The organism is Streptomyces sp. NPDC023723 (assembly GCF_040639815.1).
Lineage (GTDB): Bacteria > Actinomycetota > Actinomycetes > Streptomycetales > Streptomycetaceae > Streptomyces.
This window is the reverse complement of record NZ_JBFAAP010000036.1, coordinates 23,047-48,081: the sequence shown is the minus strand read 5'-3', so window position 1 is coordinate 48,081 and position 25,035 is coordinate 23,047. Positions and strand designations below refer to the sequence as shown.

At 71.0% G+C, this 25,035-nt stretch carries 21 protein-coding genes and 5 tRNA genes; 15 read left to right on the top strand and 11 right to left on the bottom strand.

Annotated features, from left to right (window positions below; genetic code table 11):
* Positions 1-34: 34 nt before the first annotated feature.
* Together AB0G32_RS28990 and AB0G32_RS28985 are read left to right on the top strand one after the other, a co-directional pair.
* The gene (locus AB0G32_RS28990; RefSeq protein ID WP_361169525.1) at positions 35-1,630 is read left to right on the top strand and encodes an acyl-CoA carboxylase subunit beta; all 1,596 of its coding nucleotides are present in this window, start codon (positions 35-37) and stop codon (positions 1,628-1,630) included.
* Between the two features lie 18 nt (positions 1,631-1,648).
* The gene (locus AB0G32_RS28985; RefSeq protein WP_361169522.1) at positions 1,649-1,843 is read left to right on the top strand and encodes an acyl-CoA carboxylase subunit epsilon; all 195 of its coding nucleotides are present in this window, start codon (positions 1,649-1,651) and stop codon (positions 1,841-1,843) included.
* A 3-nt stretch (positions 1,844-1,846) separates the two neighbouring features.
* Here AB0G32_RS28985 and AB0G32_RS28980 read toward each other — a convergent pair whose 3' ends face one another.
* From AB0G32_RS28980 to AB0G32_RS28940, 9 genes are all read right to left on the bottom strand, one after another.
* Positions 1,847-4,870, bottom strand: a complete 3,024-nt coding sequence (locus AB0G32_RS28980) for an NACHT domain-containing protein (protein ID WP_361169519.1) — start codon at positions 4,868-4,870, stop codon at positions 1,847-1,849.
* Between the two features lie 79 nt (positions 4,871-4,949).
* Entirely contained in the window at positions 4,950-5,531 is a 582-nt protein-coding gene (locus tag AB0G32_RS28975) for an ATP/GTP-binding protein (RefSeq protein WP_009314218.1), read from the bottom strand.
* Positions 5,512-6,081 (bottom strand): DUF742 domain-containing protein, encoded by a 570-nt coding sequence (locus tag AB0G32_RS28970; RefSeq protein WP_361169516.1) that lies wholly within the window; start codon positions 6,079-6,081, stop codon positions 5,512-5,514. Before AB0G32_RS28970 ends, AB0G32_RS28975 begins: the two co-directional genes overlap by 20 nt.
* Positions 6,082-6,175: 94 nt before the next feature.
* Positions 6,176-6,589 (bottom strand): roadblock/LC7 domain-containing protein, encoded by a 414-nt coding sequence (locus AB0G32_RS28965; protein WP_189419756.1) that lies wholly within the window; start codon positions 6,587-6,589, stop codon positions 6,176-6,178.
* Positions 6,590-6,599: 10 nt separating this feature from the next.
* Positions 6,600-9,779 carry a nitrate- and nitrite sensing domain-containing protein gene (locus AB0G32_RS28960; protein WP_361169512.1) on the bottom strand — a complete coding sequence of 1,060 codons (3,180 nt, stop codon included), beginning with the start codon at positions 9,777-9,779 and terminating at the stop codon, positions 6,600-6,602.
* A gap of 395 nt (positions 9,780-10,174) precedes the next feature.
* Positions 10,175-10,750 (bottom strand): ATP/GTP-binding protein, encoded by a 576-nt coding sequence (locus AB0G32_RS28955; protein WP_215170007.1) that lies wholly within the window; start codon positions 10,748-10,750, stop codon positions 10,175-10,177.
* Positions 10,731-11,129, bottom strand: a complete 399-nt coding sequence (locus tag AB0G32_RS28950; RefSeq protein ID WP_003973454.1) for a DUF742 domain-containing protein — start codon at positions 11,127-11,129, stop codon at positions 10,731-10,733. Before AB0G32_RS28950 ends, AB0G32_RS28955 begins: the two co-directional genes overlap by 20 nt.
* A 111-nt stretch (positions 11,130-11,240) precedes the next feature.
* Entirely contained in the window at positions 11,241-11,654 is a 414-nt protein-coding gene (locus tag AB0G32_RS28945) for a roadblock/LC7 domain-containing protein (protein WP_003973453.1), read from the bottom strand.
* A 9-nt stretch (positions 11,655-11,663) separates the two neighbouring features.
* The gene (locus AB0G32_RS28940; protein WP_361169508.1) at positions 11,664-15,821 is read right to left on the bottom strand and encodes a nitrate- and nitrite sensing domain-containing protein; all 4,158 of its coding nucleotides are present in this window, start codon (positions 15,819-15,821) and stop codon (positions 11,664-11,666) included.
* Between the two features lie 601 nt (positions 15,822-16,422).
* Here AB0G32_RS28940 and AB0G32_RS28935 point away from each other — a divergent pair.
* The 9 genes from AB0G32_RS28935 (at position 16,423) to AB0G32_RS28895 (ending at position 20,348) form a co-directional block, all read left to right on the top strand.
* Entirely contained in the window at positions 16,423-16,611 is a 189-nt protein-coding gene (locus AB0G32_RS28935; protein ID WP_361169505.1) for a hypothetical protein, read from the top strand.
* 148 nt (positions 16,612-16,759) lie between these two features.
* Positions 16,760-17,545, top strand: a complete 786-nt coding sequence (locus AB0G32_RS28930; RefSeq protein ID WP_361169502.1) for a fumarylacetoacetate hydrolase family protein — start codon at positions 16,760-16,762, stop codon at positions 17,543-17,545.
* A complete protein-coding gene (gltX, locus tag AB0G32_RS28925; protein ID WP_361169499.1) occupies positions 17,538-19,019 on the top strand; it encodes a glutamate--tRNA ligase in 1,482 nt (493 codons plus the stop codon). The genes AB0G32_RS28930 and gltX overlap by 8 nt, the downstream gene beginning before the upstream one ends.
* 46 nt (positions 19,020-19,065) lie before the next feature.
* The gene (locus AB0G32_RS28920) at positions 19,066-19,800 is read left to right on the top strand and encodes an HAD family hydrolase (RefSeq protein WP_361169496.1); all 735 of its coding nucleotides are present in this window, start codon (positions 19,066-19,068) and stop codon (positions 19,798-19,800) included.
* 94 nt (positions 19,801-19,894) lie between these two features.
* Positions 19,895-19,966 (top strand) — tRNA-Gln (locus AB0G32_RS28915).
* 37 nt (positions 19,967-20,003) lie between these two features.
* Positions 20,004-20,076, top strand: a tRNA-Glu gene (locus tag AB0G32_RS28910).
* Between the two features lie 30 nt (positions 20,077-20,106).
* Positions 20,107-20,179 (top strand) — tRNA-Glu (locus AB0G32_RS28905).
* A gap of 20 nt (positions 20,180-20,199) precedes the next feature.
* A tRNA-Gln gene (locus tag AB0G32_RS28900) sits at positions 20,200-20,271 on the top strand.
* Positions 20,272-20,275: 4 nt separating this feature from the next.
* A tRNA-Glu gene (locus AB0G32_RS28895) sits at positions 20,276-20,348 on the top strand.
* A gap of 187 nt (positions 20,349-20,535) precedes the next feature.
* Here the strand turns inward: AB0G32_RS28895 and ndgR are convergent.
* Positions 20,536-21,252: an IclR family transcriptional regulator NdgR gene (ndgR, locus tag AB0G32_RS28890; protein ID WP_361169493.1), complete on the bottom strand. Its 717-nt coding sequence runs from the start codon at positions 21,250-21,252 to the stop codon at positions 20,536-20,538.
* A gap of 196 nt (positions 21,253-21,448) precedes the next feature.
* Between ndgR and leuC the strand changes: the two genes are divergently transcribed.
* From leuC to AB0G32_RS28870, 4 genes are all read left to right on the top strand, one after another.
* Positions 21,449-22,879, top strand: coding sequence for a 3-isopropylmalate dehydratase large subunit (gene leuC, locus AB0G32_RS28885; RefSeq protein ID WP_361169490.1), 1,431 nt, complete (start codon positions 21,449-21,451; stop codon positions 22,877-22,879).
* 6 nt (positions 22,880-22,885) lie between these two features.
* The gene (gene leuD / locus AB0G32_RS28880) at positions 22,886-23,479 is read left to right on the top strand and encodes a 3-isopropylmalate dehydratase small subunit (RefSeq protein WP_361169487.1); all 594 of its coding nucleotides are present in this window, start codon (positions 22,886-22,888) and stop codon (positions 23,477-23,479) included.
* 243 nt (positions 23,480-23,722) lie between these two features.
* Entirely contained in the window at positions 23,723-23,953 is a 231-nt protein-coding gene (locus tag AB0G32_RS28875) for a hypothetical protein (RefSeq protein WP_361169484.1), read from the top strand.
* 136 nt (positions 23,954-24,089) lie between these two features.
* Complete coding sequence (locus AB0G32_RS28870) at positions 24,090-24,737, top strand: HU family DNA-binding protein (RefSeq protein ID WP_361169481.1); 648 nt, start codon at positions 24,090-24,092, stop codon at positions 24,735-24,737.
* Between the two features lie 85 nt (positions 24,738-24,822).
* On the opposite strand, the gene AB0G32_RS28865 is transcribed toward AB0G32_RS28870, so the two are convergent.
* Positions 24,823-25,026 (bottom strand): hypothetical protein, encoded by a 204-nt coding sequence (locus tag AB0G32_RS28865; RefSeq protein WP_361169478.1) that lies wholly within the window; start codon positions 25,024-25,026, stop codon positions 24,823-24,825.
* Positions 25,027-25,035 lie beyond the last annotated feature (9 nt).

Below are 25,035 nucleotides of genomic sequence, written 5' to 3'. Positions count from 1 at the left end.
GTGCTTTCCTTGGTCGGCTTCGTAAGGTCACTACATGACCGTTTTGGATGAGGCGCCGGGTGAGTCGACGGGCGAGCCTGCGGACGCGCGCGGGCGGGTCGCCGAGCTGCACGAGATCCGTGCGCGGGCGCTGGCCGGACCGAGCGAGAAGGCCACGGCGGCGCAGCACGCCAAGGGCAAGCTGACCGCGCGGGAGCGGATCGAACTCCTGCTTGACCCCGGTACGTTCCGGGAGGTCGAGCAGCTGCGCCGGCACCGGGCCACCGGATTCGGCCTGGAGGCCAAGAAGCCGCACACCGACGGTGTGATCACCGGCTGGGGGACGGTCGAGGGCCGCACGGTCTTCGTCTACGCGCACGACTTCCGGATCTTCGGCGGCGCGCTCGGTGAGGCGCACGCCACCAAGATCCACAAGATCATGGACATGGCCATCGCGGCCGGAGCGCCGCTGGTGTCGTTGAACGACGGCGCGGGCGCCCGTATCCAGGAGGGCGTCTCCGCCCTCGCCGGGTACGGCGGCATCTTCCAGCGCAACACCAAGGCGTCCGGGGTCATCCCGCAGATCAGCGTGATGCTCGGCCCCTGCGCGGGCGGCGCGGCCTACAGCCCCGCCCTGACGGACTTCGTGTTCATGGTGCGCGAGACCTCGCAGATGTTCATCACCGGCCCGGACGTGGTCAAGGCGGTCACCGGCGAGGAGATCACCCAGAACGGCCTGGGCGGCGCGGACGTGCACGCCGAGACGAGCGGTGTCTGCCACTTCGCCTACGACGACGAGGAGACCTGCCTCGCCGAAGTCCGCTACCTCCTCTCGCTCCTGCCGCAGAACAACCGGGAGAACCCGCCCCGCACCGAGTCCTCGGACCCGGTCGACCGCCGCTCCGACGTCCTGCTGGACCTGGTCCCGGCCGACGGCAACCGCCCGTACGACATGGCCAAGGTGATCGAGGAGCTCGTCGACGACGGCGACTACCTCGAGGTCCACGAGCGCTGGGCCCGCAACATCATCTGCGCGCTGGCCCGCCTCGACGGCCAGGTCGTCGGCATCGTCGCCAACCAGCCGCAGGCCCTCGCCGGTGTCCTGGACATCGAGGCCAGCGAAAAAGCTGCACGCTTTGTCCAGATGTGTGACGCTTTTAACATCCCGATCGTCACCCTCCTGGACGTGCCCGGGTTCCTTCCGGGCGTCGACCAGGAGCACGGCGGGATCATCCGGCACGGAGCGAAGCTGCTCTACGCGTACTGCAACGCGACCGTGCCGCGGATCTCCCTGATCCTGCGCAAGGCGTACGGAGGTGCGTACATCGTCATGGACAGCCAGTCCATCGGAGCGGACCTCACCTACGCCTGGCCGACCAACGAGATCGCCGTGATGGGCGCGGAGGGCGCCGCGGGCGTCATCTTCCGGCGGCAGATCGCCGCGGCCGAGGACCCCGAGGCCATGCGGCAGAAGATGGTCAAGGAGTACAAGGCCGAGCTGATGCACCCGTACTACGCGGCCGAGCGCGGCCTGGTCGACGACGTGATCGACCCGGCCGAGACCCGTGAGGTGCTCATCAGCTCCCTGGCCATGCTTCAGACCAAGCACGCCGACCTGCCCTCGCGCAAGCACGGCAACCCCCCGCAGTGACCCCGAGGAGTCTGTCGTATGTCCATGCCTGACATCCGTGTCGAGAAGGGCCACGCCGAGCCCGAGGAAGTCGCCGCCATCACGGCGATCCTGATGGCCCGCGCCGCCGCCCGCCCCGCCGAGATCGCGCCGTCCCGGGGCGGCAGCGTCCGCGCGGGCTGGCGCCGCCTGGAGCGGGAACCGGGGTTCCGGGCGCCGCACAGCTGGCGGTAGGTCTCAGGAGGAGACGGTGACCGCGACGCCCGGGAAGTCCAGGGCGTCGCGGTCGTCCGGCAGTAGGCAGTCGTACAGCTTGAGCTGCTTGACCTTCGGTGGTGCGAAGTCCGGGGACGACAGCCAGGCGGCGATGTCGACGCCGTGCAGGGACAGGGCCAGTTCGGGCAGTGACGTGACCGCGTGCAGGTTCCTGGGCAGGCAGATGTCGCGAGTAACCACTTGGAGGCGCGGCAAGTGGGAGAAGTCGGTCGGAACGGTCAGGTCCGTGGTCGCGGTGACGTCCCACAGGATGAGGGACTGGAGGCGGGGACCTAGACGTAGACCCGCGAGGGAGGGCGTGCCGCGCAGGCCGAGGTGCAGCAGCCACAGGTGCTTCAGCTCGGCGAGCACGTCGAGGTGGTGCATGGTCATGTCGCCGCTCAGCGCCAGACACTCGAGCTTGGGCAGACGCCGCAGCACCCGCAGGTCGACCTCGCCGCGCAGGAGGTAGAGTCGCAGGTCGACCACGGACGGTACTTCGCCCACCTCTGTGAACCGGGTGAAGGGGTACTCGATACCCAGCCCGGTGACCGACGGCAGCCCGGTGACAACTCGCCACTGGGCGGAATGGGTGACATTGACGAGGTGATCGGCGAGCGGCAGCCGTGACAGCACCCGGTCGGCGTACGTCGCCGCGTCGAAGTAACCCCACGCGTCGATGAGCGCATCGACCACGCGGTGCCGGCCGTCCCCCGTGTACCCCGCCAGCAAACGCAGCGCCTCCTCCCCGCCGATCAGGGCGGCCGTCCGCACGGTGTACGCCGCCGACTTCTCCGACAGCCCCGCCCCCGACCGCGGCAGCCGCCGCAGCAGGCTCGGTCCCACCGCCGCCAGCGCGGCCGGGTCGGTCGCCCGGCGGGCGGGGAGCAGGGCGGCCACCGCCGTGTCCAGGCGCGCGGCGAGCTTCTCGGAGACCTCCGGCAGCGTCTCCTGGCAGGCCGCCGCCACCAGCCGCAGCGGGCGCGCGTTGCGGGGTTCGGTCTCCGCCCGGTCCAGGATGCCGCCGAGCAGTTCCTCCCGCTGCCGGGCGTTGGCGTGGCCCGCCGCCATGATGACCGTCTCCCGCCACAGGTCCAGGTGCGCCCGCCCGACCAGATTGCCCATCCGGTCCTCCTGCGCGGCCTCCTCGGCGGCGAGGTACTCCTGGAAGGTGCGGTGTACGAAGTCCAGCCGGCCCTGCGCGGGGGAGCGCAGCACCCCGGAGCGGTCCCGCAGCCGGCCCAGGACCTGCGCACCGTCGAGCGGTTCCAGGTGCCGCATCGCCCGGAGCTTGGCCGCGACGTGCACGGCGGCCTGCTCCAGGTCGATCTCGCTGCGGTTGTTGTCCGACAGCCGCCAGGCCAGGTCGCGCAGCAGGATCAGCTTGTCGCCGAGGCTCAGCGCGCTGTCCATCGCGCTCGGCACGTTGCGGTCGGCGTCCCGGTCGTGGACCAGGGTGTGCAGCGCGCTGCGGTACAGCTCCATCCGGTCCCGGGGCAGGTGCCGCCCCCGGTTCAGGTGCATCGCGCACAGCATCGCCGCCAGCAGCGGGGTGCCCGCCAGGGACTGGAGATGCGCCCGGTCCTTCAGGCTCGCCAGCAGCGACTGCTCGTACTGCGGGAGGTCCGCCACCGGGCACGGCAGTTCCTCGCCCAGTTCCCGCACCGCCTGGTGCCACTGCCGGACGAACGCCGTCAGGTCCGGCGGGGTCATCCGGTCCAGGTGCAGCGCGGTGAAGTCCTCGCGCCGCAGCCAGTCCGCGCCGGCCGCGGCGGGGCGGGAGGTGACGACGGCCCGCACCCCGGGGTACGCCGACAGCAGCCGGCGCAGCCAGTCCCGTACCGCCCGGCGCTCCCGGTCGAGCAGTTCGTCCACCCCGTCGATCAGCAGCAGCGCCCGGCCGCTGTCGAGCTGCCGCTCCACCCAGCCCCTGGGCATGACGCCGGTGAGGGGCGCCGCCACCCCGTCCAGCATCGCCTCCGGCGCGGGCAGCGGGCGGCCGCTGTACTCGCGCAGCTTGACGACGACCGGGGTGAGCCCGTTCCAGTCGGCCAGTTCGCCGGTGAAGGCGCCGCGGGCCGCCGTGACGGCCAGCCAGCGCAGCAGCGTCGTCTTGCCGGAACCGGCCTCGCCGCGCAGCAGGACCCGGGCGGAGCCCCGGAGCGCGGCCTCCACCCGCATCCCGGAGCCCTCGCCGCCCGGCGCCTCCTCCCAGTCGCTCATGTCGGCCCGCAGCCGGGGCAGCGAAGGGGCGGTGCGCCGCCACGCGGTGTCGTCGCCGGTGGCCCGCAGACTGACGTACGCCACTGACAGCCGGACCTGCGCCGCCGCGCGGTCGGAGGCGCGGCGGAACAGCTCGACCTCGTCGAGGCTCTCGCTGACCAGCTCCAGGTACCGGCGCCGGAACGCGGTGTCCTGGTCCGTGCCGTCGGGGGCGAACAGGGTGCGGTCGGGGAGCCGTTCCAGGATGCGGGCCACCTCGCCGCCCAGCGTGGAGGTGCGGACCAGCAGTTCGGCCGCCGCGCGTTCCTCGAAGACCGGCAGACCGCGCACGATCCGCACGTAGTACTCGACGCACTCGGTGAACAGCCGCTCGTACAGGCTGCTCTCCGCCTCGCCCAGACCGATCGGGGCGCGTACCGTGCCGGTGATCCGCCGGATCAGCTCGGCGGGCTGGGCGTCGGCGGCCAGCAGCGCCCGGTCCGAGAGGTCGGCCGCCGCGAACGTGTCGCAGACCGCGTCGATCACCGCCTGCCGCCCGGCCTCCGTGAGCGCCCTGAACTCGTGCTCCAGGAACGGCTCCAGCCGGTCGAACACCGCGTCGGCGATCTGCTCGAACTGCCGCTTCACGCTCCGCGAGAACTTCACCCCGGGCACCCGCACCCGGGCCAGCTCCTCGATCGGCAGTTCGCGTTCCTGCGCCCGCCGCTTCCCGCCCAGCCAGATCTGTGCCGCCGTGCTCGCCACGGTCGTCCCCAGCCGCAGCGCGGCCGCCTCTGCGCTCATCCCTGTCCCCCCACCACGACGTACGGCCCCCGTTCCTCCCACAGGAGGAACGGGGGCCGCAAGCGGTTCCGGCCGATCGCTAGCGCAGCCGCGCCATCAGCGCGTGCTCGACCAGCGTGATCAGCGCGCTCTTGGCGTCCGCCCGGTGCCGGGCGTCGGTGGTGATGATCGGGGTGTCCGGGCCGATCTGGAGCGCCTCGCGGACCTCGTCCGGGTTGTACGGCTGCTGCCCGTCGAACCCGTTCAGCGCGATCACGAACGGCAGTCCGCTGTTCTCGAAGTAGTCGACCGCCGGGAAGCAGTCGGCCAGCCGGCGGGTGTCGACCAGCACGATCGCGCCGATCGCGCCGCGCACCAGGTCGTCCCACATGAACCAGAAGCGGTCCTGGCCGGGCGTACCGAAGAGATACAGGATCAGGTCCTGGTCGAGGGTGATGCGGCCGAAGTCCATGGCGACCGTGGTGGTCGTCTTGTCCCCGGTGTGGGTGAGGTCGTCGATGCCCGCTGACGCGGATGTCATCACGGCCTCGGTGCGCAGCGGATTGATCTCCGAGACGGCGCCGACGAACGTGGTCTTACCCACGCCGAAACCGCCGGCCACCACGATCTTCGCGGACGTGGTGGAGCGGGAAGGCCCTCCGCTAGAGCTTGCGAAGTCCACTGAGCACCCTTTCGAGCAGTGTCACGTCTGGCTGGCCGCCGGCGCTTTCGTCGCCGCCGGGCTGATGGATGGCGACCAGTCCCGCCTCCGCCAAGTCGGCGACGAGAATCCTGGCCACACCGAGAGGGATGGTCAGCAGGGCCGAGATCTCGGCCACCGACTTGATCTCCCGGCAGAGCTGGCAGATCCGCTGATGCTCGGGCAACTGGCCCTGCATCTGGTGCGGCTGCGCGGTGGTGTGCACCAGTGCCTCGATGGCGAGCTGGTAGCGCGGGCGGGTCCGGCCGCCGGTCATGGCGTACGGACGCACCAGGGGGTTGTTCGACGCCCCGGCGGGCGCGGGCTCGGGGGTGCGGCGCTGCGGCTGGACGGGCTGGATGCGCGGGGCCGGCGGCTGGTCGTACGGCGACGGGCCGGGGCCCTGCGGCGCGTACGGCTGCCGGTGGCTGGGCGTGGAGGGGAAGCCGTACGGGTTCGCACCGTCGCCGTGGCCCTGTGCGGGGCCGTACGACCAGTTGCCCGATGACGGACCGCCTGGGGGTGTTGCCACTTTCTCCTCCTCCGACTGTGCCTGGCACCCATCACTGTGGAGCCGCGTCCCGAAACCTTACGGTGCCGGGAGGCCAAAACGCACCGTCTGCCCGTTAGTTGAGAAGGCTCCCTTGAAGCTCGGCGCGCAGGTCCGGCGTCAGGACCGTACCGGCCCGGTCGACCAGCAGGGCCATCTCGTACCCAATGAGACCGATGTCCGCTTCGGGGTGTGCGAGAACCGCGAGCGACGAACCGTCGGAGATGGACATGATGAAGAGGAATCCCCGCTCCATCTCCACAACCGTCTGGTTCACATGGCCGCCCTCGAAGATGCGCGAGGCACCGGCGGTCAGCGAGGTCAGACCGGAGGCGACGGCGGCGAGCTGGTCGGCCCGATCGCGCGGGAAACCTTCGGACATCGCCAGAAGCAGTCCGTCGGCGGAGACCACCACCGTGTGGGACACCCCCGGGGTGTTGTCCACGAAGTTGGTGATCAACCAGTTCAGGTTCTGTGCCGCCTGGCTCATCGGGCTCACACTAACGCTCCTGGTCGTAGGTGCTGTCAGGACCACTGTGGTGAGACCCAGTGGCCTGGCCGTTGTTCGTTTCACTGCCCGCGTTGCGGCCTCGTTCGACACCGCGACGCAGGTTGCTCAGCCTGCCCCGGACGTCCTCCGGAGCGCGGGAGACCTGGGGGCCGCCCTGGGGGGTGGACTCGGCGGTGCCCTCGACCAGGTTGGCCTTGGGCACCCGCCGGGGCAGACCGGAGGGGGTCACTCCGCCCGCCTTCGGCTTCTTCAGCTGGGACGCCTGCTGCCAGCGCTCGTCGTTGGCCGACCGCCAGTCGCTCTCGCCCTGGCGCTCGCCGCCGAAGCTGTCGTCGCCGCCGAACACGGAAGCGGAACCCGGAGCCGACGGCTCCGGTGCCGCGCGGTGCGCGCCGCCCCCGGCGGAACCGCGGCGCGGCAGTCCGGCCTCGGTCAGGTCGTGGACGGCGGACGGCGCCGGTCCCGGCCGGTCGAAGCCTACGCGGTCGGTCTCGCTCGGGTCGGCGGCCGGTGCGGACTGGGGCGGGGCCGCCTCCTGCGCAGGGTACTGGGCGGGGTAGCCGTTCTGGTAGCCGTCCGGCTGCGGCCAGTCGTCCTGCTGACCCGCCCCCGGGTACCCGGCCGCCTGGTCCTGCGCCGCCTGCGGGTAGCCGGTGTCCGTCGCGTAGTACTGCTCGTCGTACGCCGGCTGCTGGGGGGCGTCGTACGTGCTCCGGCCCTGGTCGGCGTACGGCTGCTGCTGGTCGTAGCCCTGCGGGTAGCCCTGGTCGTAGCCCTGCTCGTAGGCGGGCTGACCGGTGAACGGGTCCTGCTGCTGCGGCTCGGCGCCGGGCTGGGCCTGGGACTCCAGCGCGGCGCGCCGCTCCTCGCGCATCAGGGAGCGGCCGACCGGGTCCAGCTCGCGGATGTCGTCGGGGACGTCCGCGTACCTGGTGTCGTCGAAGCCCAGTTCGGCGGCGGTGCGCAGGGGCTGCTGCTGCGGGGCGAAGTTCTCGCCCTGGAACTGCTGCTCGGGGATGATCCCCGAGACGGTGAAGTCGTCGCGCCGCTGCGGACTGTCGCCGCCGCCACCGTGCGTGATGGCGTCCGGGAGCATGACCAGTGAGGTGGTGCCGGCCTGCTCGCCGGAGGGGCGCAGCTGGACCCGGATGCCGTGCCGGTCGGACAGCCGGCCGACCACGAACAGGCCCATCCGCTGGGAGATCGCGGCGTCCACGGTGGGCGGGTTGGCCAGCTTGTGGTTGATGTCCGCGAAGTCCTCGGCGGTCAGGCCGATGCCCTTGTCGTGGATCTCGACCATCACCCGGCCGTCCGGCAGCCGGGTCGCGGTGACCCGGACCTTGGTCTGCGGCGAGGAGAACGTGGTGGCGTTCTCCAGCAGCTCGGCGAGCAGGTGCACCAGGTCGGTGACCGCGCGGCCGTGGATCTCGGCCTCCGGGACGCCGGACAGCTCGATGCGCTCGTACTGCTCCACCTCGGAGGAGGCGGCCCGCAGCACGTCGACCAGCGGGACCGGCTGGTCCCAGCGGCGGCCGGGCTCCTCGCCGGCCAGCACCAGCAGGTTCTCGCCGTTGCGGCGCATCCGGGTGGCCAGGTGGTCCAGCCGGAACAGGCTCTCCAGCTGGTCGGGGTCGGCCTCGTTGTTCTCCAGGTCGGTGATCAGGCTCAGCTGGCCCTCGATCAGCGACTGGTTGCGGCGCGAGAGGTTGGTGAAGATCGCGTTGATGTTGCCGCGCAGCAGGGCCTGCTCGGAGGCGAGCCGGACCGCCTCGCGGTGCACCTGGTCGAAGGCGCGGGCCACCTCGCCGATCTCGTCGGTGGTGGTGATCGGGATCGGGGAGACCCGGGTGTCGACCCGGCCGGGGTCGGTGCGGGAGAGCTGGTCGACCAGCATCGGCAGCCGCTGCTCGGCGATGCCGAAGGCGGCGTTGCGCAGGCTGCGCATGTTGCGGCTCATCTGGCGGGCCACCATGCCGGCCAGGATGAACGCGGCGAGCAGCGCGATCACCACGATGGCGCCGGTGATGTAGGCGTCCTGCTCGGCGTCGTCGGCGATGCCGGACGCCTCGGTCACGGCCTTGTCGGCCATGTCCGACTCGATGGTGCGGTACGCGTCGAACTTGAGGGTGGTCACCGCCCACCAGTTGGCCGGCGTGATGCCCTGCTGGGCCAGCGACGCCCGGTCACTGGCGTCGGTGGAGTCCAGCTGGGCCAGCTCGGAGACCATCGTGGTCGGGTTGGACGGCGGCGGCACGTAGTCCGGGTCCTTGGCCGCGGCCTCCTTGGCCAGCGCCGCGCCGTCCGCCTTGACCTGGGCCTCCAGGTCGTCCAGCTTCTTGGCGTCCGCCTCGGTGCCGCCGCCGATGTACTCCTCTACGGCGATGCCCTCCAGGTAGGCGTAGGAGGACAGGGCGACGCGCTGGCTGGCCAGATGGCTGGGCTCCGGACCCGGCTTGGTCAGCATGTGCATGCCGATGGAGCGCTCCAGCGACAGCGACGCCTTGGTCAGCGAGATGGCGTAGACGGTCCGGCCGTAGGAGGTGATGTTGCCGGTGCCCAGACCGAGTTCGTTGGCGAACTCCATCAGCGGATGGGCGACGCCGACGTACCCCTCCTCGGTCTCCACGCCCTTGAGCTTGGTGGTGTAGGCGGTGGTGCGCAGCGTCTGGAGCTTGGGCTCGACGTCCCGGAACTGCGTCAGCCGGCGCTCCAGGCCGACCTTGGCGGGCATGCTCTGCGCCGCCGCGTCGAAGTCGTCGGCGGCCGCGTCGGTGGCGGCCCGGGCCTTGGCGACGCTCGCGTCGTCGTCCTTGCCCTGGAGCAGCGGGGCGGCGGAGACGTCCCGCTCGTTGTAGAGGGCGTTGGCGTAGGTCAGGGACGCCTGGACCAGCTTCGCGGTGTTCTCGGCGTCCTCGGCGTCCTGCCAGGTGTCGATCGAGCCCTTCACCTGGAAGCCGCCCATGACCAGGCCGACCAGCACGGGTATGAGAAGGATGGCGTTGAGGCGGGTCGCCACCCGCCAGTTGCGCGGCGACATGCGCCCGCCGCTGGGGGCGGGGGCGGCCTTGGGTTCCGGACCGGGCACGGGGGCGGGCGCCGCTGTACGCGGCGGCGGGGTGAAGTTGCCCCGGGCCGACGACGGCTCGGGACTGTTCTTGCTTCGCCTCACTCGACCAACAACCTCTCGGCGGTCGGCACCTGTGTCGTGCCGCAGTGTCTCAGAGCCCGGTACGTCACCTACTCATCACGTACGCATTACTGATGAGTATGTCTTTGACCATCGAGCAGTTCTGGCATTCCAGCACGACGACCAGCGCTCTTCCAAACAGTGTGACGAGCGGATTACATGTGATGTAAGCCCCAGATAAAACGGTCATAAAGAGCGAGGGGCGCCAAATGCCGGGACCTTCGTGCGCACAGCGAGACCAGATGTGCGCTGCGCGTGGCGGTACCACCCGATTCCTCTGCCGAAACGTTATGAACACCGGAGCCGGCGGTGTCAAAGGACACAGCCGGCTCCGCAGGGCCTACGACAACTGTCGTACACCGTTGTCGACTTGATCGTTACCGCAGCCGGGCCATCAGCGCGTGCTCGACCAGCGTGATCAGCGCGCTCTTGGCGTCCGCCCGGTGCCGGGCGTCGGTGGTGATGATCGGGGTGTCCGGGCCGATCTGGAGCGCCTCGCGGACCTCGTCCGGGTTGTACGGCTGCTGCCCGTCGAAGCCGTTGAGCGCCACGACGAAGGGCAGACCGCTGTTCTCGAAGTAGTCGACGGCGGGGAAGCAGTCGGCGAGCCTCCTCGTGTCGACCAGCACGACCGCGCCGATCGCGCCGCGCACCAGGTCGTCCCACATGAACCAGAAGCGGTCCTGGCCCGGGGTGCCGAACAGGTACAGGATCAGGTCCTGGTCGAGGGTGATGCGGCCGAAGTCCATGGCGACCGTGGTGGTCGTCTTGTCCCCGGTGTGGGTGAGGTCGTCGATGCCCGCGCTGGCGGACGTCATGACGGCCTCGGTGCGCAGCGGGTTGATCTCCGAGACGGCGCCGACGAACGTGGTCTTGCCCACGCCGAAGCCGCCGGCCACCACGATCTTGGCGGAAGTCGTCGCGCGACCCCCGTCAGAGCTTGCGAAGTCCACTGAGCACCCTTTCGAGCAGTGTCACGTCCGGCGCGCCGCCGTTGTTCTCGTCGCCGCCCGGCTGATGGATGGCGACCAGGCCGGCTTCCGCGAGGTCCGCGACCAGGATCCTGGCCACGCCCAGCGGCATCGCCAGCAGGGCCGACACCTCGGCCACCGACTTCACCTCGCGGCACAGGTGGCAGATGCGCTGGTGCTCCGGGAGCAGCCCCATCAGCGCTGCCGGGTCGGCCGTCGTGCTGATCAGCGCCTCGATGGCGAGCTGATAGCGGGGCCGGGTCCGGCCGCCGGTCATCGCGTACGGACGTACCAACGGCTGGTCGCCCTCGTCCTCGTACGGCTCCGCGTACGGATCATGAGAGGCGGTGGGCGGGGTCATGGGTCCTCCGGGCGGGGCGGCATGTCGGTAAGTCAAGCCGTCTGATGTGGCCGGTGGGGGGATTGTGGCGGCCGGACGGTGATTTGGTGAGACGGGTGGTGCCGGGGCCGATCAGTGGAGCAGACTTCCTTGTAGTTCGGCGCGCAGGTCGGGTGTGAGCACCGCACCCGCGCGGTCGACGAGCAGCGCCATCTCGTAGCCGACCAGGCCGATGTCGCACTCCGGGTGGGCGAGCACCGCCAGGGACGAGCCGTCCGAGACGGACATGAGGAAGAGGAACCCGCGTTCCATCTCCACCACCGTCTGCGCCACGTTGCCGCCCTCGAAGATCCGGGACGCCCCGGCCGTGAGTGAGGTCAGCCCCGAGGCGACGGCCGCGAGCTGGTCGGCGCGGTCGCGCGGGAAGCCTTCGGACATCGCCAGAAGGAGTCCGTCGGCGGAGACGACGACGGTGTGGGACACCCCGGGGGTGTTGTCCACGAAATTCGTGATCAACCAGTTGAGGTTCTGTGCCGCCTGGCTCATCGGGCTCAACTAACGCTCCTGCTGGTGAGTGGGCCTCGGGAAGTTGCCGGTCTGGCCGCTTCCCGCCTGACGGCCCTGTGCGATACCCCGACGGAGATTGGTCAGCCGGCCGCGTACCTCGTCGGGTGCGCGCGAGACCTGCGGACCGCTCTGGTGGGACTGCTGCTGAGCTGTGCCCGGCACGAGGTTCGCGCGGGGCACCCGGCGCGGCAGGCCGGAGGTGGTGATGCCGCCCGCGGCCGGCTGCCGGACGCGCTCGGCCTGCCGGACGAGTTCGTCGTTCGGCGAGCTGCGCCAGGAAGAGGTCGCGGGACGCTGGGGTGCGGCGGGCTGCGGTGCCGCGGGAGTCTGCTGCTCGGGGACCTGCTGTTCGGGAACCTGCTGCTCAGCGGCCTGCGCCTGCCGTTCGCCGCGGAACCAGTTGGTCTCCAGCGTGTCGAACAGCGGCGTACGGCCGTCCCCGGGACCGGCCGGGGGCAGCGCCTCGGGCTCCTGCCGCACCGGCCGCTGCGGCCGCTGGAGGTGGGTCCCGCCGAAGCCGTTCCCACGCCCCGCCGGCCGCTCGAACTGACCGGTGGCCGCCGGGTCCTGGCGGTCGTACTGGTCCTGGCGGTCGTACGGGGCGGCGGGCGCCGCTTCAGGCCGGTCGTACTGGCCGGTGCCGTTCAGGTCCGGGCGGTCGAACCGGCCGGTGGCGGCCGGGTCGCGGGGCTCGAAACCCTGCGCCCCGAACGGGTCCTCGGACGGCTGGCCCGGCCGCTCGTACCGGCCGGTGGCCGCCGGGTCCTGGCGGTCGTACTGGTCCTGGCGGTCGTACTGACCGCTCTGGGCCGGGGCCGGCCGCTCGTACTGGCCGGTGGCGGCGGGGTCGGGGCGGTCGTACTGGCCGGTGTCCGGGCGGTCGTACTGGCTGGTGCCGTTCAGGCCGGGCCGCTCGAACTGGCCGGTGGCGGCCGGGTCCTGGTGGCCCGGGAGGCTGTGCCGCCCGGTGCTGGAGCCGTCCTCGTACGCCTGCGGGGCGAACCGGCTCTGGTCGGCCCGGTCGGCGGCGCCGGCCGGGGCGCCGAAGACGTCGGAGCGGACGAACGGGCCGTTGTCCCGCGCCCCGTCCTGGCCGCCGCCCTGCGGCGGGTAACCGCCGGGACGGGCGAACTGGTCGGCGGGCGCCGGACCGTTCTGCTCCGGCGCGGCGTACCGGCCGGAGTGCCGGGTCTCGCCGGTGCCCGGCGCGGGCGCGTCGAAGTCCGGGCGCGGGAACTCGGCCGTGGCGGGCCCCGGCTGCTCGTCGAACCGGCCGATCACCGGCATCTCGGCGGTCGTCGCCGGACCCTGCCGGTCGTCGACGCGCGGGACCAGGGAGGTACGGGCGACGTCCGGCTCCTCGTGGCCGCGCGGGGCGTCCAGCGCGGCGCGGTCCACCGACGGCTGCGCGTTCTCGTCGCTCCAGCTGGGCACCCGGGGCTGCGGGTTGCCGCCGGGCAGCTCGGCCCGGGGACCGCCGCGCGGCGGGAGCTGCGGACGCCGGCCACGCTCGTCGCCGCCGGAGCCGCCCTTGCGGCGCCCGCGCTGCGGCGCGGCCGCCGCGGTGTTGCCGAAGGCGTCCTGGCCGCCCTGCGGCGGCTGCGGCGCGTTCAGGCCCGCGGCCTGCAGACCCTGCGGGGCGCCCGGCGCCTGGCCGGCCCCCGCGCCCGCCGGCACCGGCCGGCCCTGCGGGGACTGGGGAGACTGCGGCAGCGGTGCCACCGGGGACTGCGGTCCGCGCGCACCGCCCGGTGCGCCCGGCTGTCCGCCGTCCCGGCCGGGCAGCGCGGCGCGCGGCCCCTGACCGGGCGCGAGCCGGGGACCGCCGGGGGCACCCGCGCCGAGCGCGCCGCCGCCCTGGCCGCCGCCCGCCCGCCGGGCCGCCGCGGCACCGGCCGCGGCCTGCGCGGCGGCGGGACCGCCGGTACCGGGCTGACCGGGCTTGCCCTGCGGCTTGCGGCCGCCCTGGGCGACATCGACCGGCAGCATGACCAGCGCGGTCGTGCCACCGGAGTCGGACGGCCGCAGCTGGATGCGGATGCCGTGCCGCTGCGAAAGGCGGCCGACCACGAACAGGCCCATGCGGCGGGAGACGGAGACGTCCACGGTGGGCGGCGAGGCGAGCCGCTCGTTGATCGCGGCGAGGTCCTCGGGCGAGAGGCCGATACCGGTGTCGTGGATCTCGATCAGCACCCGGCCGTCGGGCAGCGCGTGACCGGTGACCTTGACCTTGGTCTGCGGGGAGGAGAACGAGGTGGCGTTCTCCAGCAGCTCGGCGAGCAGGTGCACGAGGTCGTTGACGACCCGGCCGGCCACTTCGGTGGTCGGCACCGAGGCCAGCTCGATCCGCTCGTACTGCTCCACCTCGGAGGCGGCGGCGCGAAGCACGTCGACCAGCGGCACCGGCCGGGTCCACCGGCGGCCCGGCTCCTCACCGGCGAGGACCAGCAGGTTCTCACCGTTGCGGCGCATACGGGTGGCGAGGTGGTCCAGCTTGAACAGCGAGGAGAGCTGGTCCGGGTCGGCCTCGCGGGACTCCAGCTCGGAGATGAGCGAGAGCTGGCGCTGGATGAGGCCCTGGGAGCGGCGCGAGAGGTTGGTGAACATCGCGTTGACGTTGCCCCGCAGCAGGGCCTGCTCGGCGGCCAGCCGGACCGCCTCGCGGTGCACGTCGTCGAAGGCCGCGGCCACCTTGCCGATCTCGTCCCGGGAGTGCACACCGACCGACTCCACGGAGGTGTCCACGTCCTGCGGGTCGGACTCGGAGAGCTGCTTGACCAGCTCGGGCAGCCGGTCCGAGGCGACCTTGGTGGCGGTCTCCTCGAGTCGGCGCAGCGAACGGATCATGGAGCGGGCCACCACGAACGCGCCGACCAGCGAGACACCGAGCACGATCAGGATCAGCGCACCGGACAGGATCGCCTCGCGCTCCGACTCGCTGCGCAGCTCACGCGCCTGCTGCTCCATGTCTTCCAGCAGCGTGTGCTCGATCTTGGTCATCTGCTGGATCTTGGTGGAGCTGCTGTCCAGCCAGTCCTGGTAGGACTGCTTCTCCATCTCCTCGATGGCGCCGTCGTTGGCGAGCACCCGGCCGGCGTACTTGTCGGCCGCCTCGATCGTCGCGTTGCCCTCTTCGATGGGCTGGAGCAGCTCGGTGGAACCGCTGCCGTAGATGCTGGCGAAGCTGCGCAGGTCGTAGTCCTGGCTGTCCAGCGCCGCCTGCGCGTACAGCCGGTCGTTCTCGGAGAGGTCACCGGCCGTGGTGTTGCTGGTGGGCAGCGCCGCCGCGATGACGGCCCGCTGCACCGACGCGTACTCCTTGGCGGACGAGAACGCCGACAGCGCGCGGGTGCGCTGGATCATCTCGGGGTTGCTGGTCGCCTCCGCCATGTCCTGGGAGAGGTCCAGGAGGTGGTTGATCAGACGGTGGTAGGCGTCGACGGTCTGGGTCGAGTTGCCCGCGTCCTGGTAGGCGGAGTTGCGGATCTTGCTGAGGCCGTTGAGCTCGCTGGCCAGACCGACCACGGTGTCGCGGACGCCCTGGAGGTTGCCGTCCTTGCTGGCGGCGTCGATCTCCTCCGAGCCGTCGATGAAGTTCGCCAGCGCCCGGTCGGTCTTCTCCCGGTCGCCCTTCACCGCGGTCGCGCTGGAGGAGGAGTTGTGCGCCAGCGGACCCGCCGACTTGTCCCGCTCCTCCTGGAGGGCCGCGGCCAGCTCGGTGGCCCGCGCGGTCATCTCCGTCAGCAGCTTCATGTTGTCGAGCTGCTGGATGTTGTCCATGGAGTCGCTGATGCGCAGGGCGCCCAGCGAGGTGGCCGCGACCACGGGAAGCGCCAGCAGGGACACCAGACGGGTGGAGATCCGCCAGTTGCGCAGGGCTATTCGCGAACCCGGACCGCTCGGGCCCTTCGGCGGCTTCACGGCCGGCGCCTGGGTCTCCGGGCCGGGACCTCCCGGGGCACCCGGAGCCGCCGGGCCGCCGCGCCCGGAGCGCTCGCCGCCGGCGCCCGACGCGGCCGGGCCCGAGGCTGCCTTCTGGGCGTGCTGGGCGTGCTGGGGCGAGGAACTGCCTGTCATGGGGCCAGTCCCACCCTGCGCCTCGGGCTCCGCCGAAGCGCTGCCATCCCTCTTGAAACGTCCCTGCACTAGCGTCGCAACCTCTGGACCAGGCACCCCGCCGGGTGAACGGCGAGGCACGGTGTCGGCGTCTTGGGAGCGCCCTGAATACGCCCCCTGATGGTCGTGAGTAACCGGCGCCGGCTCCCCCTCGTGCCGCCACGCGGCGCTTCGCTGCGCCCCCTGTGTGCCGGCTCGATCCTGCGGCGGTCCGTGGAATTCCAGCACAGTGCAGGATCTCCAACAAGGGCAATGAGACAGCCCGCGACCGGCGTGACAGCTTGTGAGGGCCGGGTCACCGGACGTAGAGAGTGGCCGACGGCAAAACGGGCGTATGGCCACGAGTCATCGGTCCCCGGTAGGTGTCCCAGTCGCCATGATCAGGAGCGGAATGGTCGCTTCAAGGGGGAAATATCCGTTTAGTGGAGGCGGGGGGCAGGTCTGCTTTGACCGCTTTGCCCCTTGCTCAGTGAGCAAACTCACACCGTCCTCATGAGTCCTCCACGTCTTCGGCGGGGAATGGCGTGCATAGCCTGGCGCTTTACAGAGAACGCAAATCCGACAACCCGCGCCCCCGCCGAGGCCCTTCGGGGCCCGTCCGGCGCCCGTACCCGACGAGGCTCGTACCACCGTGAAGACGACGATGATGTTCCACAAGATCGCCAATCCGCGCCGCACGACGCTGGTCCACCTGAAGGACGCCGGCGAACTGACGGCCCCGGAGCTTCCGGAGCACCCCGTCGAGCTCCCCGCCCAGACCGCCAACCCCCGGCGCACCATCCTCATGGAGATCCCCGTCTCGGCCACTCCCGCCGAGTAGGGCACCGCCGCCGGTCGCGGGCAAGCCGGTCACGTTCGAGCCGGTCGCGGGCAAGCCGGTCACGGGTAATGGGCGAAGCCCCCCGCCCCTGCCGCGTTAGCCTGGAGCGTCAGACTCCAGCCGCATCAGTCAAGGGGCCAAGCAACCCGTGCGCATCGCCAGGTTCTCCATCGACGGCAACGTCGCCTTCGGCGCGGTCGAGGGCGACCAGCCGGACCAGCTCGTCCTCGACATCATCAAGGGCATCCCGTTCGCGGACTTCGAGCTGTCCGGCACCAAGGTCCCGCTGAGCAAGGTCCGGCTGCTGCCGCCGGTGCTCCCCAACAAGGTCGTCGCCTTCGGCCGCAACTACGCCGAGCACGCCCGGGAGCTGGGCAACGAGGTGCCCGACGCGCCGTTCGCCTTCTTCAAGCCGTCCACCTCGGTCATCGGCTCCGGCGACCAGATCCAGTACCCCTCCTTCTCGCAGGAGCTGCACCACGAGGCCGAGCTGGCCGTGGTCATCGGCCGGATGTGCCGCGAAGTCCCGCGCGAACGGGTCGCGGACGTGATCCTCGGCTACACCTGCGCCAACGACGTCACCGCCCGCGACGTCCAGCGCCGCGAGAAGCAGTGGGCCCGGGCCAAGGGCTTCGACACCTCCTGCCCGCTGGGCCCCTGGGTGGAGACGGACATCGACCTGGCCCGCGCCGCCGACCTGACGATCCAGCTCACCGTCAACGGACAGCAGCGCCAGCTCGGCCGCACCAGCGAGATGATCCACTCCATCGAGGACCTGGTCGTCAACGTCTCCGAGGCGATGACCCTGCTGCCCGGCGACGTGATCCTCACCGGCACCCCGGCCGGGGTCGGCCCCCTCAACGTCGGCGACGAGGTCGCCGTCACCATCGAAGGCATCGGCACTCTCACCAACAAGGTTGTCAAGCGTGGCTAGCGCAGCGTCCCCCGTACGCGTCCGTTTCTGTCCCTCGCCCACCGGTAACCCGCACGTGGGCCTGGTCCGCACCGCCCTGTTCAACTGGGCCTTCGCGCGCCACCACCAGGGCACTCTGGTCTTCCGCATCGAGGACACCGACGCGGCCCGCGACAGCGAGGAGTCCTACAACCAGTTGCTGGACTCCATGCGCTGGCTCGGCTTCGACTGGGACGAGGGCCCCGAGGTCGGCGGCCCGCACGCCCCGTACCGCCAGTCGCAGCGCATGGACCTGTACCAGGAGGTCGCGCGAAAGCTCCTGGACGCCGGTCACGCCTACCGCTGCTACTGCTCCCAGGAGGAGCTGGACACCCGCCGCGAGGCCGCCCGCGCGGCCGGCAAGCCGTCCGGCTACGACGGCCACTGCCGCGAGCTGAGCGCCGAGCGGGTCGAGGCGTACGAGGCCGAGGGCCGGGCGCCCATCGTCCGCTTCCGGATGCCCGACGAGACGATCACCTTCACCGACCTGGTCCGCGGCGAGCTGACCTTCACCCCGGAGAACGTCCCGGACTACGGCATCGTGCGCGCCAACGGCGCCCCGCTGTACACCCTGGTCAACCCGGTCGACGACGCGGCGATGGAGATCACCCACGTCCTGCGCGGCGAGGACCTGCTCTCCTCCACCCCGCGCCAGATCGCCCTCTACAAGGCGCTGATCGAGCTGGGCGTCGCCAAGGAGATCCCGGCCTTCGGCCACCTGCCGTACGTGATGGGCGAGGGCAACAAGAAGCTCTCCAAGCGCGACCCGCAGTCCAGCCTGAACCTCTACCGGGAGCGCGGCTTCCTCCCCGAGGGCCTGCTCAACTACCTCTCCCTGCTCGGCTGGTCGCTCTCCGCCGACCAGGACATCTTCTCGGTCGACGAGATGGTCGCGGCCTTCGACGTCAAGGACGTCAACCCCAACCCGGCCCGCTTCGACCTCAAGAAGTGCGAGGCGATCAACGGCGACCACATCCGCCTGCTCGAGGTGAAGGACTTCACCGAGCGCTGCCGCCCCTGGCTGAAGGCCCCCGTCGCCCCCTGGGCCCCGGAGGACTTCGACGAGACCAAGTGGCAGGCGATCGCCCCGCACGCGCAGACCCGCCTGAAGGTGCTCTCCGAGATCACCGACAACGTCGACTTCCTCTTCCTTGCGGAGCCAGCCTTCGACGAGGCGTCCTGGACCAAGGCGATGAAGGAGGGCTCCGACGCCCTGCTGCGCACCGCCCGGGAGAAGCTGGACGCGGCGGACTGGACGTCTCCCGAGTCCCTCAAGGAGGCCGTCCTGGCCGCCGGCGAGGCCCACGGACTCAAGCTCGGCAAGGCCCAGGCCCCGGTCCGGGTCGCCGTCACCGGCCGCACGGTCGGCCTGCCGCTCTTCGAGTCCCTGGAGGTCCTGGGCAAGGAGAAGGCGCTGACCAGGATCGACGCGGCGCTGGCTCGGCTGGCGGCCTGACCGTCCGCGGTATGCCCCGGATGGCCCCGGCGGTAGCGTCGGGGCCATGACGATCAAAGCCGTGGTCTGGGACGTCGACGACACCCTCTTCGACTACACCACCGCCGACCGCGAGGGCATCCGCTCGCATCTCGCGGCCGAGCGACTGCTCGACCGGTACGGGACCGCCGAGCAGGCGCTCGCGCTCTGGCGACGGATCACCGACATCCAGTGGGCCCGGTTCGCGGCCGGCGAGGTCGACTTCGGCACCCAGCGGCGCGACCGCACCCGGGTCTTCCTGAACCGCCCGGAGCTGACCGACGCCGAGGCCGACGCCTGGTTCGACCGCTATCTGACGCACTACGAGGCGGCCTGGTCCCTCTTCCCGGACGTGCTGCCGGTCCTCGACGCCCTCGCCGACAGCCACCGGCACGCCGTGCTGTCCAACTCCAGCCTCACCGTCCAGGACCGCAAACTCCGCGTCCTCGGCGTCCACGACCGCTTCGAGGCCATCCTGTGCGCCGCCGAACTGGGCGTCTCCAAGCCCGCCGCCGGCGCCTTCCTGGCCGCCTGCGAGGCCCTCACCCTGCCCCCGCACGAGGTGGCGTACGTCGGTGACCACCCGGAGATCGACGGCCGGGGCGCCGCCGACGCGGGGTTGCTGTCGGTGTGGATCGACCGGGGCGGTGTCTACGCGACCGTGGACCCGCCGGCCGGCCCGCGCCGCATCGCCTCACTCGCCGAACTGCCCGCGGTCCTCGGCGGTGATACCCGTTTTGGAGCCCAGTCCACCTTCAGGTAATGTTCTTCCTGCGCCGCCGGGAAGCGGGCCGAAAGGCCGGAACCGGAGGCGCGAAACTAGAACAAGATCCCCGGTTGAGGGGCTTGCGTTCCAGTGGCCTATGGTGTAATTGGCAGCACGACTGATTCTGGTTCAGTTAGTCTAGGTTCGAGTCCTGGTAGGCCAGCTCGCAGATGTTTTGAAGCCAGCACGGCATCTGCAACGCCCCCGTTGTGTAGCGGCCTAGCACGCCGCCCTCTCAAGGCGGTAGCGCCGGTTCGAATCCGGTCGGGGGTACGGAGATCACTTCACTGAGATCTCGCTAGGGCCCCCGTTGTGTAGCGGCCTAGCACGCCGCCCTCTCAAGGCGGTAGCGCCGGTTCGAATCCGGTCGGGGGTACTGTCTGGTCTAAACCACATTGGTCTATGGTGTAATTGGCAGCACGACTGATTCTGGTTCAGTTAGTCTAGGTTCGAGTCCTGGTAGACCAGCTTGGCCCCCGTTGTGTAGCGGCCTAGCACGCCGCCCTCTCAAGGCGGTAGCGCCGGTTCGAATCCGGTCGGGGGTACAGGACGATGGCTCTTCGCCTCAGCGGAAACGCTTGAGGTGGGGGGTCATTTTCGTTGTGTTGCGGGTGCCGGTTCGATGTGGTTGCTCGCGCCCGCGCGGCGGAGCCGCATCTGTCACAGCCCCGCGCCCCTGACGGGGCGCTGTACTCAAGGTCGGCCGCGGCGTTGAGGCCGACCCCGGGAACGTCAGCTGGAGCGGCGCAGGGCCTCCGAGAGGCGGGCGGCGGCGTCGATGATGGCCTGGGCGTGCATCCGGCCCGGGTGCCGGGACAGCCGCTCGATGGGACCGGAGACCGATACGGCGGCCACCACGCGGTTGGACGGGCCGCGCACCGGAGCCGACACCGAGGCGACGCCCGGCTCGCGCTCGCCGATGGACTGGGCCCAGCCCCGGCGGCGTACGCCGGACAGTGCCGTCGCCGTGAAGCGGGCGCCCTGGAGCCCGCGGTGCAGCCGCTCCGGCTCCTCCCAGGCCATCAGGATCTGCGCGGACGAACCGGCCTTCATGGTGAGCGTGGAACCGACCGGGACCGTGTCCCTGAGGCCGGACAGCCGCTCCGCCGCGGCCACGCAGATCCGCATGTCGCCCTGGCGGCGGTAGAGCTGAGCGCTCTCGCCCGTGACGTCACGGAGGTGGGTGAGCACCGGGCCCGCGGTGGCCAGCAGGCGGTCCTCGCCGGCCGCCGCGGCCAGCTCGGCCAGGCGCGGGCCGAGGATGAAACGGCCCTGCATGTCACGCGCCACCATGCGGTGGTGCTCCAGCGCCACGGCCAGGCGGTGGGCCGTGGGTCGTGCCAGTCCGGTCGCACCGACCAACCCCGCGAGGGTGGCCGGACCGGACTCCAGAGCGCTCAGCACGAGGGCCGCCTTGTCCAGAACGCCGACGCCACTACTGTTGTCCATGCAACGATACTCCCGTCTCACTCTGTGAAACGCAAGTTCAATTTTCGGTGGAACGCGCCACTCTGGAAGGCACGAAGTCACAACGGCCCGTGACGTAAGGGCCTGGTGGCGGTTGCCCGGAAACCGGGGCGCGGGCGCCGCTTCCTTCAAGATCTCTAGTTGGGCCGGCGAGCCGTTGCCGGCCGGAGGGAAAGCGATGGGTAGGACACTCGCGGAGAAGGTCTGGGACGACCATGTCGTCCGGCGCGCCGAAGGCGAGCCCGACCTCCTCTTCATCGATCTGCACCTGCTGCACGAGGTGACCAGCCCACAGGCCTTCGACGGCCTGCGCAAGAGCGGCCGGACCGTGCGGCGGCTCGACCTGACCATCGCCACCGAGGACCACAACACCCCGACCCTCGACATCGACAAGCCCATCGCGGACCCGGTCTCCCGGGTCCAGCTGGAGACGCTGCGGGCGAACTGCGCGGAGTTCGGCGTGCGGCTGCACTCGCTGGGCGACGTCGAGCAGGGCGTCGTGCACGTCGTCGGACCCCAGCTGGGCCTGACCCAGCCGGGCACGACCGTGGTGTGCGGCGACTCGCACACCTCGACGCACGGCGCCTTCGGCGCGCTGGCGTTCGGCATCGGCACCTCCCAGGTGGAGCACGTGCTGGCCACCCAGACGCTGCCGATGGCCCGGCCGAAGACCATGGCGATCACGGTCAACGGCGAGCTGCCCGACGGCGTCACCGCCAAGGACCTCATCCTGGCGGTCATCGCCAGGATCGGCACCGGCGGCGGCCAGGGCTACATCCTGGAGTACCGCGGCGAGGCCATCGAGAAGCTCTCGATGGAAGCCCGGATGACCATCTGCAACATGTCGATCGAGGCCGGCGCCCGCGCGGGCATGATCGCCCCCGACGAGACCACGTTCGCCTACCTCCAGGGCCGTCCGCACGCCCCCGAGGGCGCGGACTGGGACGCGGCGGTCGAGTACTGGAAGACGCTGCGGACGGACCCGGACGCCGAGTTCGACGCCGAGGTCGTCATCGAGGCCGCCGAGCTGTCCCCGTTCGTCACCTGGGGCACCAACCCGGGGCAGGGTGCGCCGCTTTCGGCCGCGGTCCCCGACCCGGCTTCGTACGAAGACGCCTCGGAGCGCTTCGCCGCCGAAAAGGCCCTGGAGTACATGGGGTTGGCGGCCGGGCAGCCGCTGCGGTCCATCAAGGTGGACACCGTCTTCGTAGGTTCCTGCACCAACGGCCGGATCGAGGACCTGCGGGCCGCCGCCGAGATCGTCAAGGGCCGCAAAGTCGCCGACGGCGTACGCATGCTGGTCGTCCCGGGCTCCGCGCGGGTCGGGCTCCAGGCCGTCTCCGAGGGTCTGGACGTGGTCTTCAAGGAGGCCGGCGCCGAATGGCGGCACGCGGGCTGCTCCATGTGCCTGGGCATGAACCCGGACCAGCTCGCCCCCGGTGAGCGCTCCGCCTCCACCTCCAACCGCAACTTCGAGGGCCGGCAGGGCAAGGGCGGGCGGACCCACCTGGTTTCCCCGCAGGTCGCCGCCGCGACGGCCGTCACGGGGCACCTGTCCTCCCCGGCCGACCTCGCCGCCGCCGACGCCCTCACGCCCGCTGGAGTCTGATCAGTCATGGAAGCATTCACCACGCACACCGGCCGGGCCGTCCCGCTGCGCCGCAGCAACGTCGACACCGACCAGATCATCCCCGCCCACTGGCTCAAGAAGGTGACCCGGGACGGGTTCGAGGACGGGCTGTTCGAGGCCTGGCGCAAGGACGAGACCTTCGTCCTCAACCAGCCAGAGCGGGCCGGCGCCACCGTGCTGGTGGCCGGCCCCGACTTCGGCACCGGCTCGTCCCGCGAGCACGCGGTGTGGGCGCTGCAGAACTACGGCTTCAAGGCCGTGATCTCCTCCCGCTTCGCCGACATCTTCCGCGGCAACTCGCTCAAGAACGGCCTGCTCACCGTGGTCCTCGACCAGAAGATCGTGGACGCGCTGCAGGACCTCACCGACCGTGACCCCAAGGCCGAGGTCACGGTCGACCTGGAAGCCCGCGAGGTGCGCGCCGAGGGCATCACCGCCGCCTTCGAGCTGGACGAGAACTCCCGCTGGCGGCTGCTGAACGGCCTGGACGACATCTCCATCACGCTCCAGAACGAGGACGACATCGCCACCTACGAGGCGAAGCGCCCGTCGTTCAAGCCGCAGACCGTCCAGGTCTGAGCCGAGGGCGACTTTCGGCCACCCCGCAACACCCCCCGTACCCCCGATCGGACCGATCGGGGGTACGGCTGTGTCCGGGCCCGGACGGCCTCCCCCGGGGCGGCAACTTCCCACGTTACGCAGGTGGTTGACGGGGTAAGCGAGTCAGGGGACCGCCGCTGCGGCGGATGCCCGGGGAGGCGTCCGACGCGGCAGTTGCCCCCTGCGCAGGCGACAACTCGCCCCAGATGGCACAATCTGTGCATGGAACACGACGGCCAACTCCAGCTCTATGCGGCGGTCGCGTCCCGGCTCAAGGAAGCGCACACAACAGTGCGCGCACTGCAAGTCCCGGAGGGCGTACGGATGGCGCTGACCCGGAAGCTGCTGGTCATTACGGCCGCGGCCAAGCACGATCCCGCCGGTGCGGCAAGGCGTCTGGAGCGTTTCACCGAGGATCTCGACGAAGGTCGGTTCCCCGACGGGCAACGCTGAACAGGCCGGGACAGTCGAGTCCGTTGCGGCACAAGGGTGATTAGCCCGTTTCGTGTTTGATTTGCGGTATATATCTGCCTAACGTGCGAAAAAGCTTGAACATTCTCGTTCTGGCGATGTCTCCGAAGGGGAAGACGTGAACAAGGCGCAGCTCGTAGAAGCGATTGCCGACAAGATGGGTGGGCGGCAGCAGGCCGCCGACGCCGTCGACGCGGTCCTGGACGCCATCGTCCGCGCGGTCGTCGCGGGCGACCGGGTCTCGGTCACCGGATTCGGTTCCTTCGAGAAGGTCGACCGGCCGGCCCGCTACGCCCGTAACCCCCAGACGGGCGAGCGGGTTCGGGTCAAGAAGACCTCCGTGCCGCGCTTCCGCGCCGGTCAGGGCTTCAAGGACCTGGTGAGCGGCTCGAAGAAGCTGCCGAAGAACGACATCGCGGTCAAGAAGGCGCCCAAGGGCAGCCTGTCCGGCCCGCCGCCCACCATCTCCAAGGCCGCCGGCAAGAAGGCCGCCGCCAAGAAGACCACGGCCGCGGGCAAGAAGGCCGCCGCCAAGAAGACCACTACGGCCGCCGCGAAGAAGACGGCCACGGCGACGAAGAAGGCCACCACGGCGAAGACCGCCACCGCCAAGAAGGCCCCGGCGAAGAAGTCGACCGGGGGCACGGCGAAGAAGACCGCCGCCAAGAAGGCGCCGGCGAAGAAGGCCACGGCCAAGAAGGCGCCGGCCAAGAAGTCGACCGCGCGCAAGACCACCGCCAAGAAGGCCACCGCACGCAAGAAGTAACCGGCGGCGGCACCCAGGGGCACTCACACGCCGGGCCGGACTCCCTCGGGAGTCCGGCCCGCGGCCTGTTCCGGGCCCCGTGCGCTCAGAACGTCTGGAGGGTGACCAGCGTGATCCGCCGCTCGGCGCCCGACCCCTCGACCACGATCCGCACCCGCTGCCCGGGCCGCAGCAGCCGCAGACCGCCCGCGTCGAACGCCGCCGCGTCGAACGGCACCGCGGTGCCGTCGTCCAGCAGTACCTGTCCGCTGCGACTGGCCGGGTCGTATGTGTAAGCGGTCGCCTGCATGACGGCAGC

What these genes read in the sequence shown, in the direction of transcription:
- AB0G32_RS28990 (WP_361169525.1), top strand. Translation starts at nt 35, where the DNA reads ATGACCGTTTTGGATGAGGCGCCGGGTGAGTCGACGGGCGAGCCTGCG.
- AB0G32_RS28985 (WP_361169522.1), top strand. Translation starts at nt 1,649, where the DNA reads ATGTCCATGCCTGACATCCGTGTCGAGAAGGGCCACGCCGAGCCCGAG.
- AB0G32_RS28980 (WP_361169519.1), bottom strand. Translation starts at nt 4,870, where the DNA reads ATGAGCGCAGAGGCGGCCGCGCTGCGGCTGGGGACGACCGTGGCGAGC.
- AB0G32_RS28965 (WP_189419756.1), bottom strand. Translation starts at nt 6,589, where the DNA reads ATGAGCCAGGCGGCACAGAACCTGAACTGGTTGATCACCAACTTCGTG.
- AB0G32_RS28950 (WP_003973454.1), bottom strand. Translation starts at nt 11,129, where the DNA reads ATGACCCCGCCCACCGCCTCTCATGATCCGTACGCGGAGCCGTACGAG.
- AB0G32_RS28945 (WP_003973453.1), bottom strand. Translation starts at nt 11,654, where the DNA reads ATGAGCCAGGCGGCACAGAACCTCAACTGGTTGATCACGAATTTCGTG.
- AB0G32_RS28920 (WP_361169496.1), top strand. Translation starts at nt 19,066, where the DNA reads ATGACGATCAAAGCCGTGGTCTGGGACGTCGACGACACCCTCTTCGAC.
- ndgR (WP_361169493.1), bottom strand. Translation starts at nt 21,252, where the DNA reads ATGGACAACAGTAGTGGCGTCGGCGTTCTGGACAAGGCGGCCCTCGTG.
- leuC (WP_361169490.1), top strand. Translation starts at nt 21,449, where the DNA reads ATGGGTAGGACACTCGCGGAGAAGGTCTGGGACGACCATGTCGTCCGG.
- leuD (WP_361169487.1), top strand. Translation starts at nt 22,886, where the DNA reads ATGGAAGCATTCACCACGCACACCGGCCGGGCCGTCCCGCTGCGCCGC.
- AB0G32_RS28875 (WP_361169484.1), top strand. Translation starts at nt 23,723, where the DNA reads ATGGAACACGACGGCCAACTCCAGCTCTATGCGGCGGTCGCGTCCCGG.
- AB0G32_RS28865 (WP_361169478.1), bottom strand. Translation starts at nt 25,026, where the DNA reads ATGCAGGCGACCGCTTACACATACGACCCGGCCAGTCGCAGCGGACAG.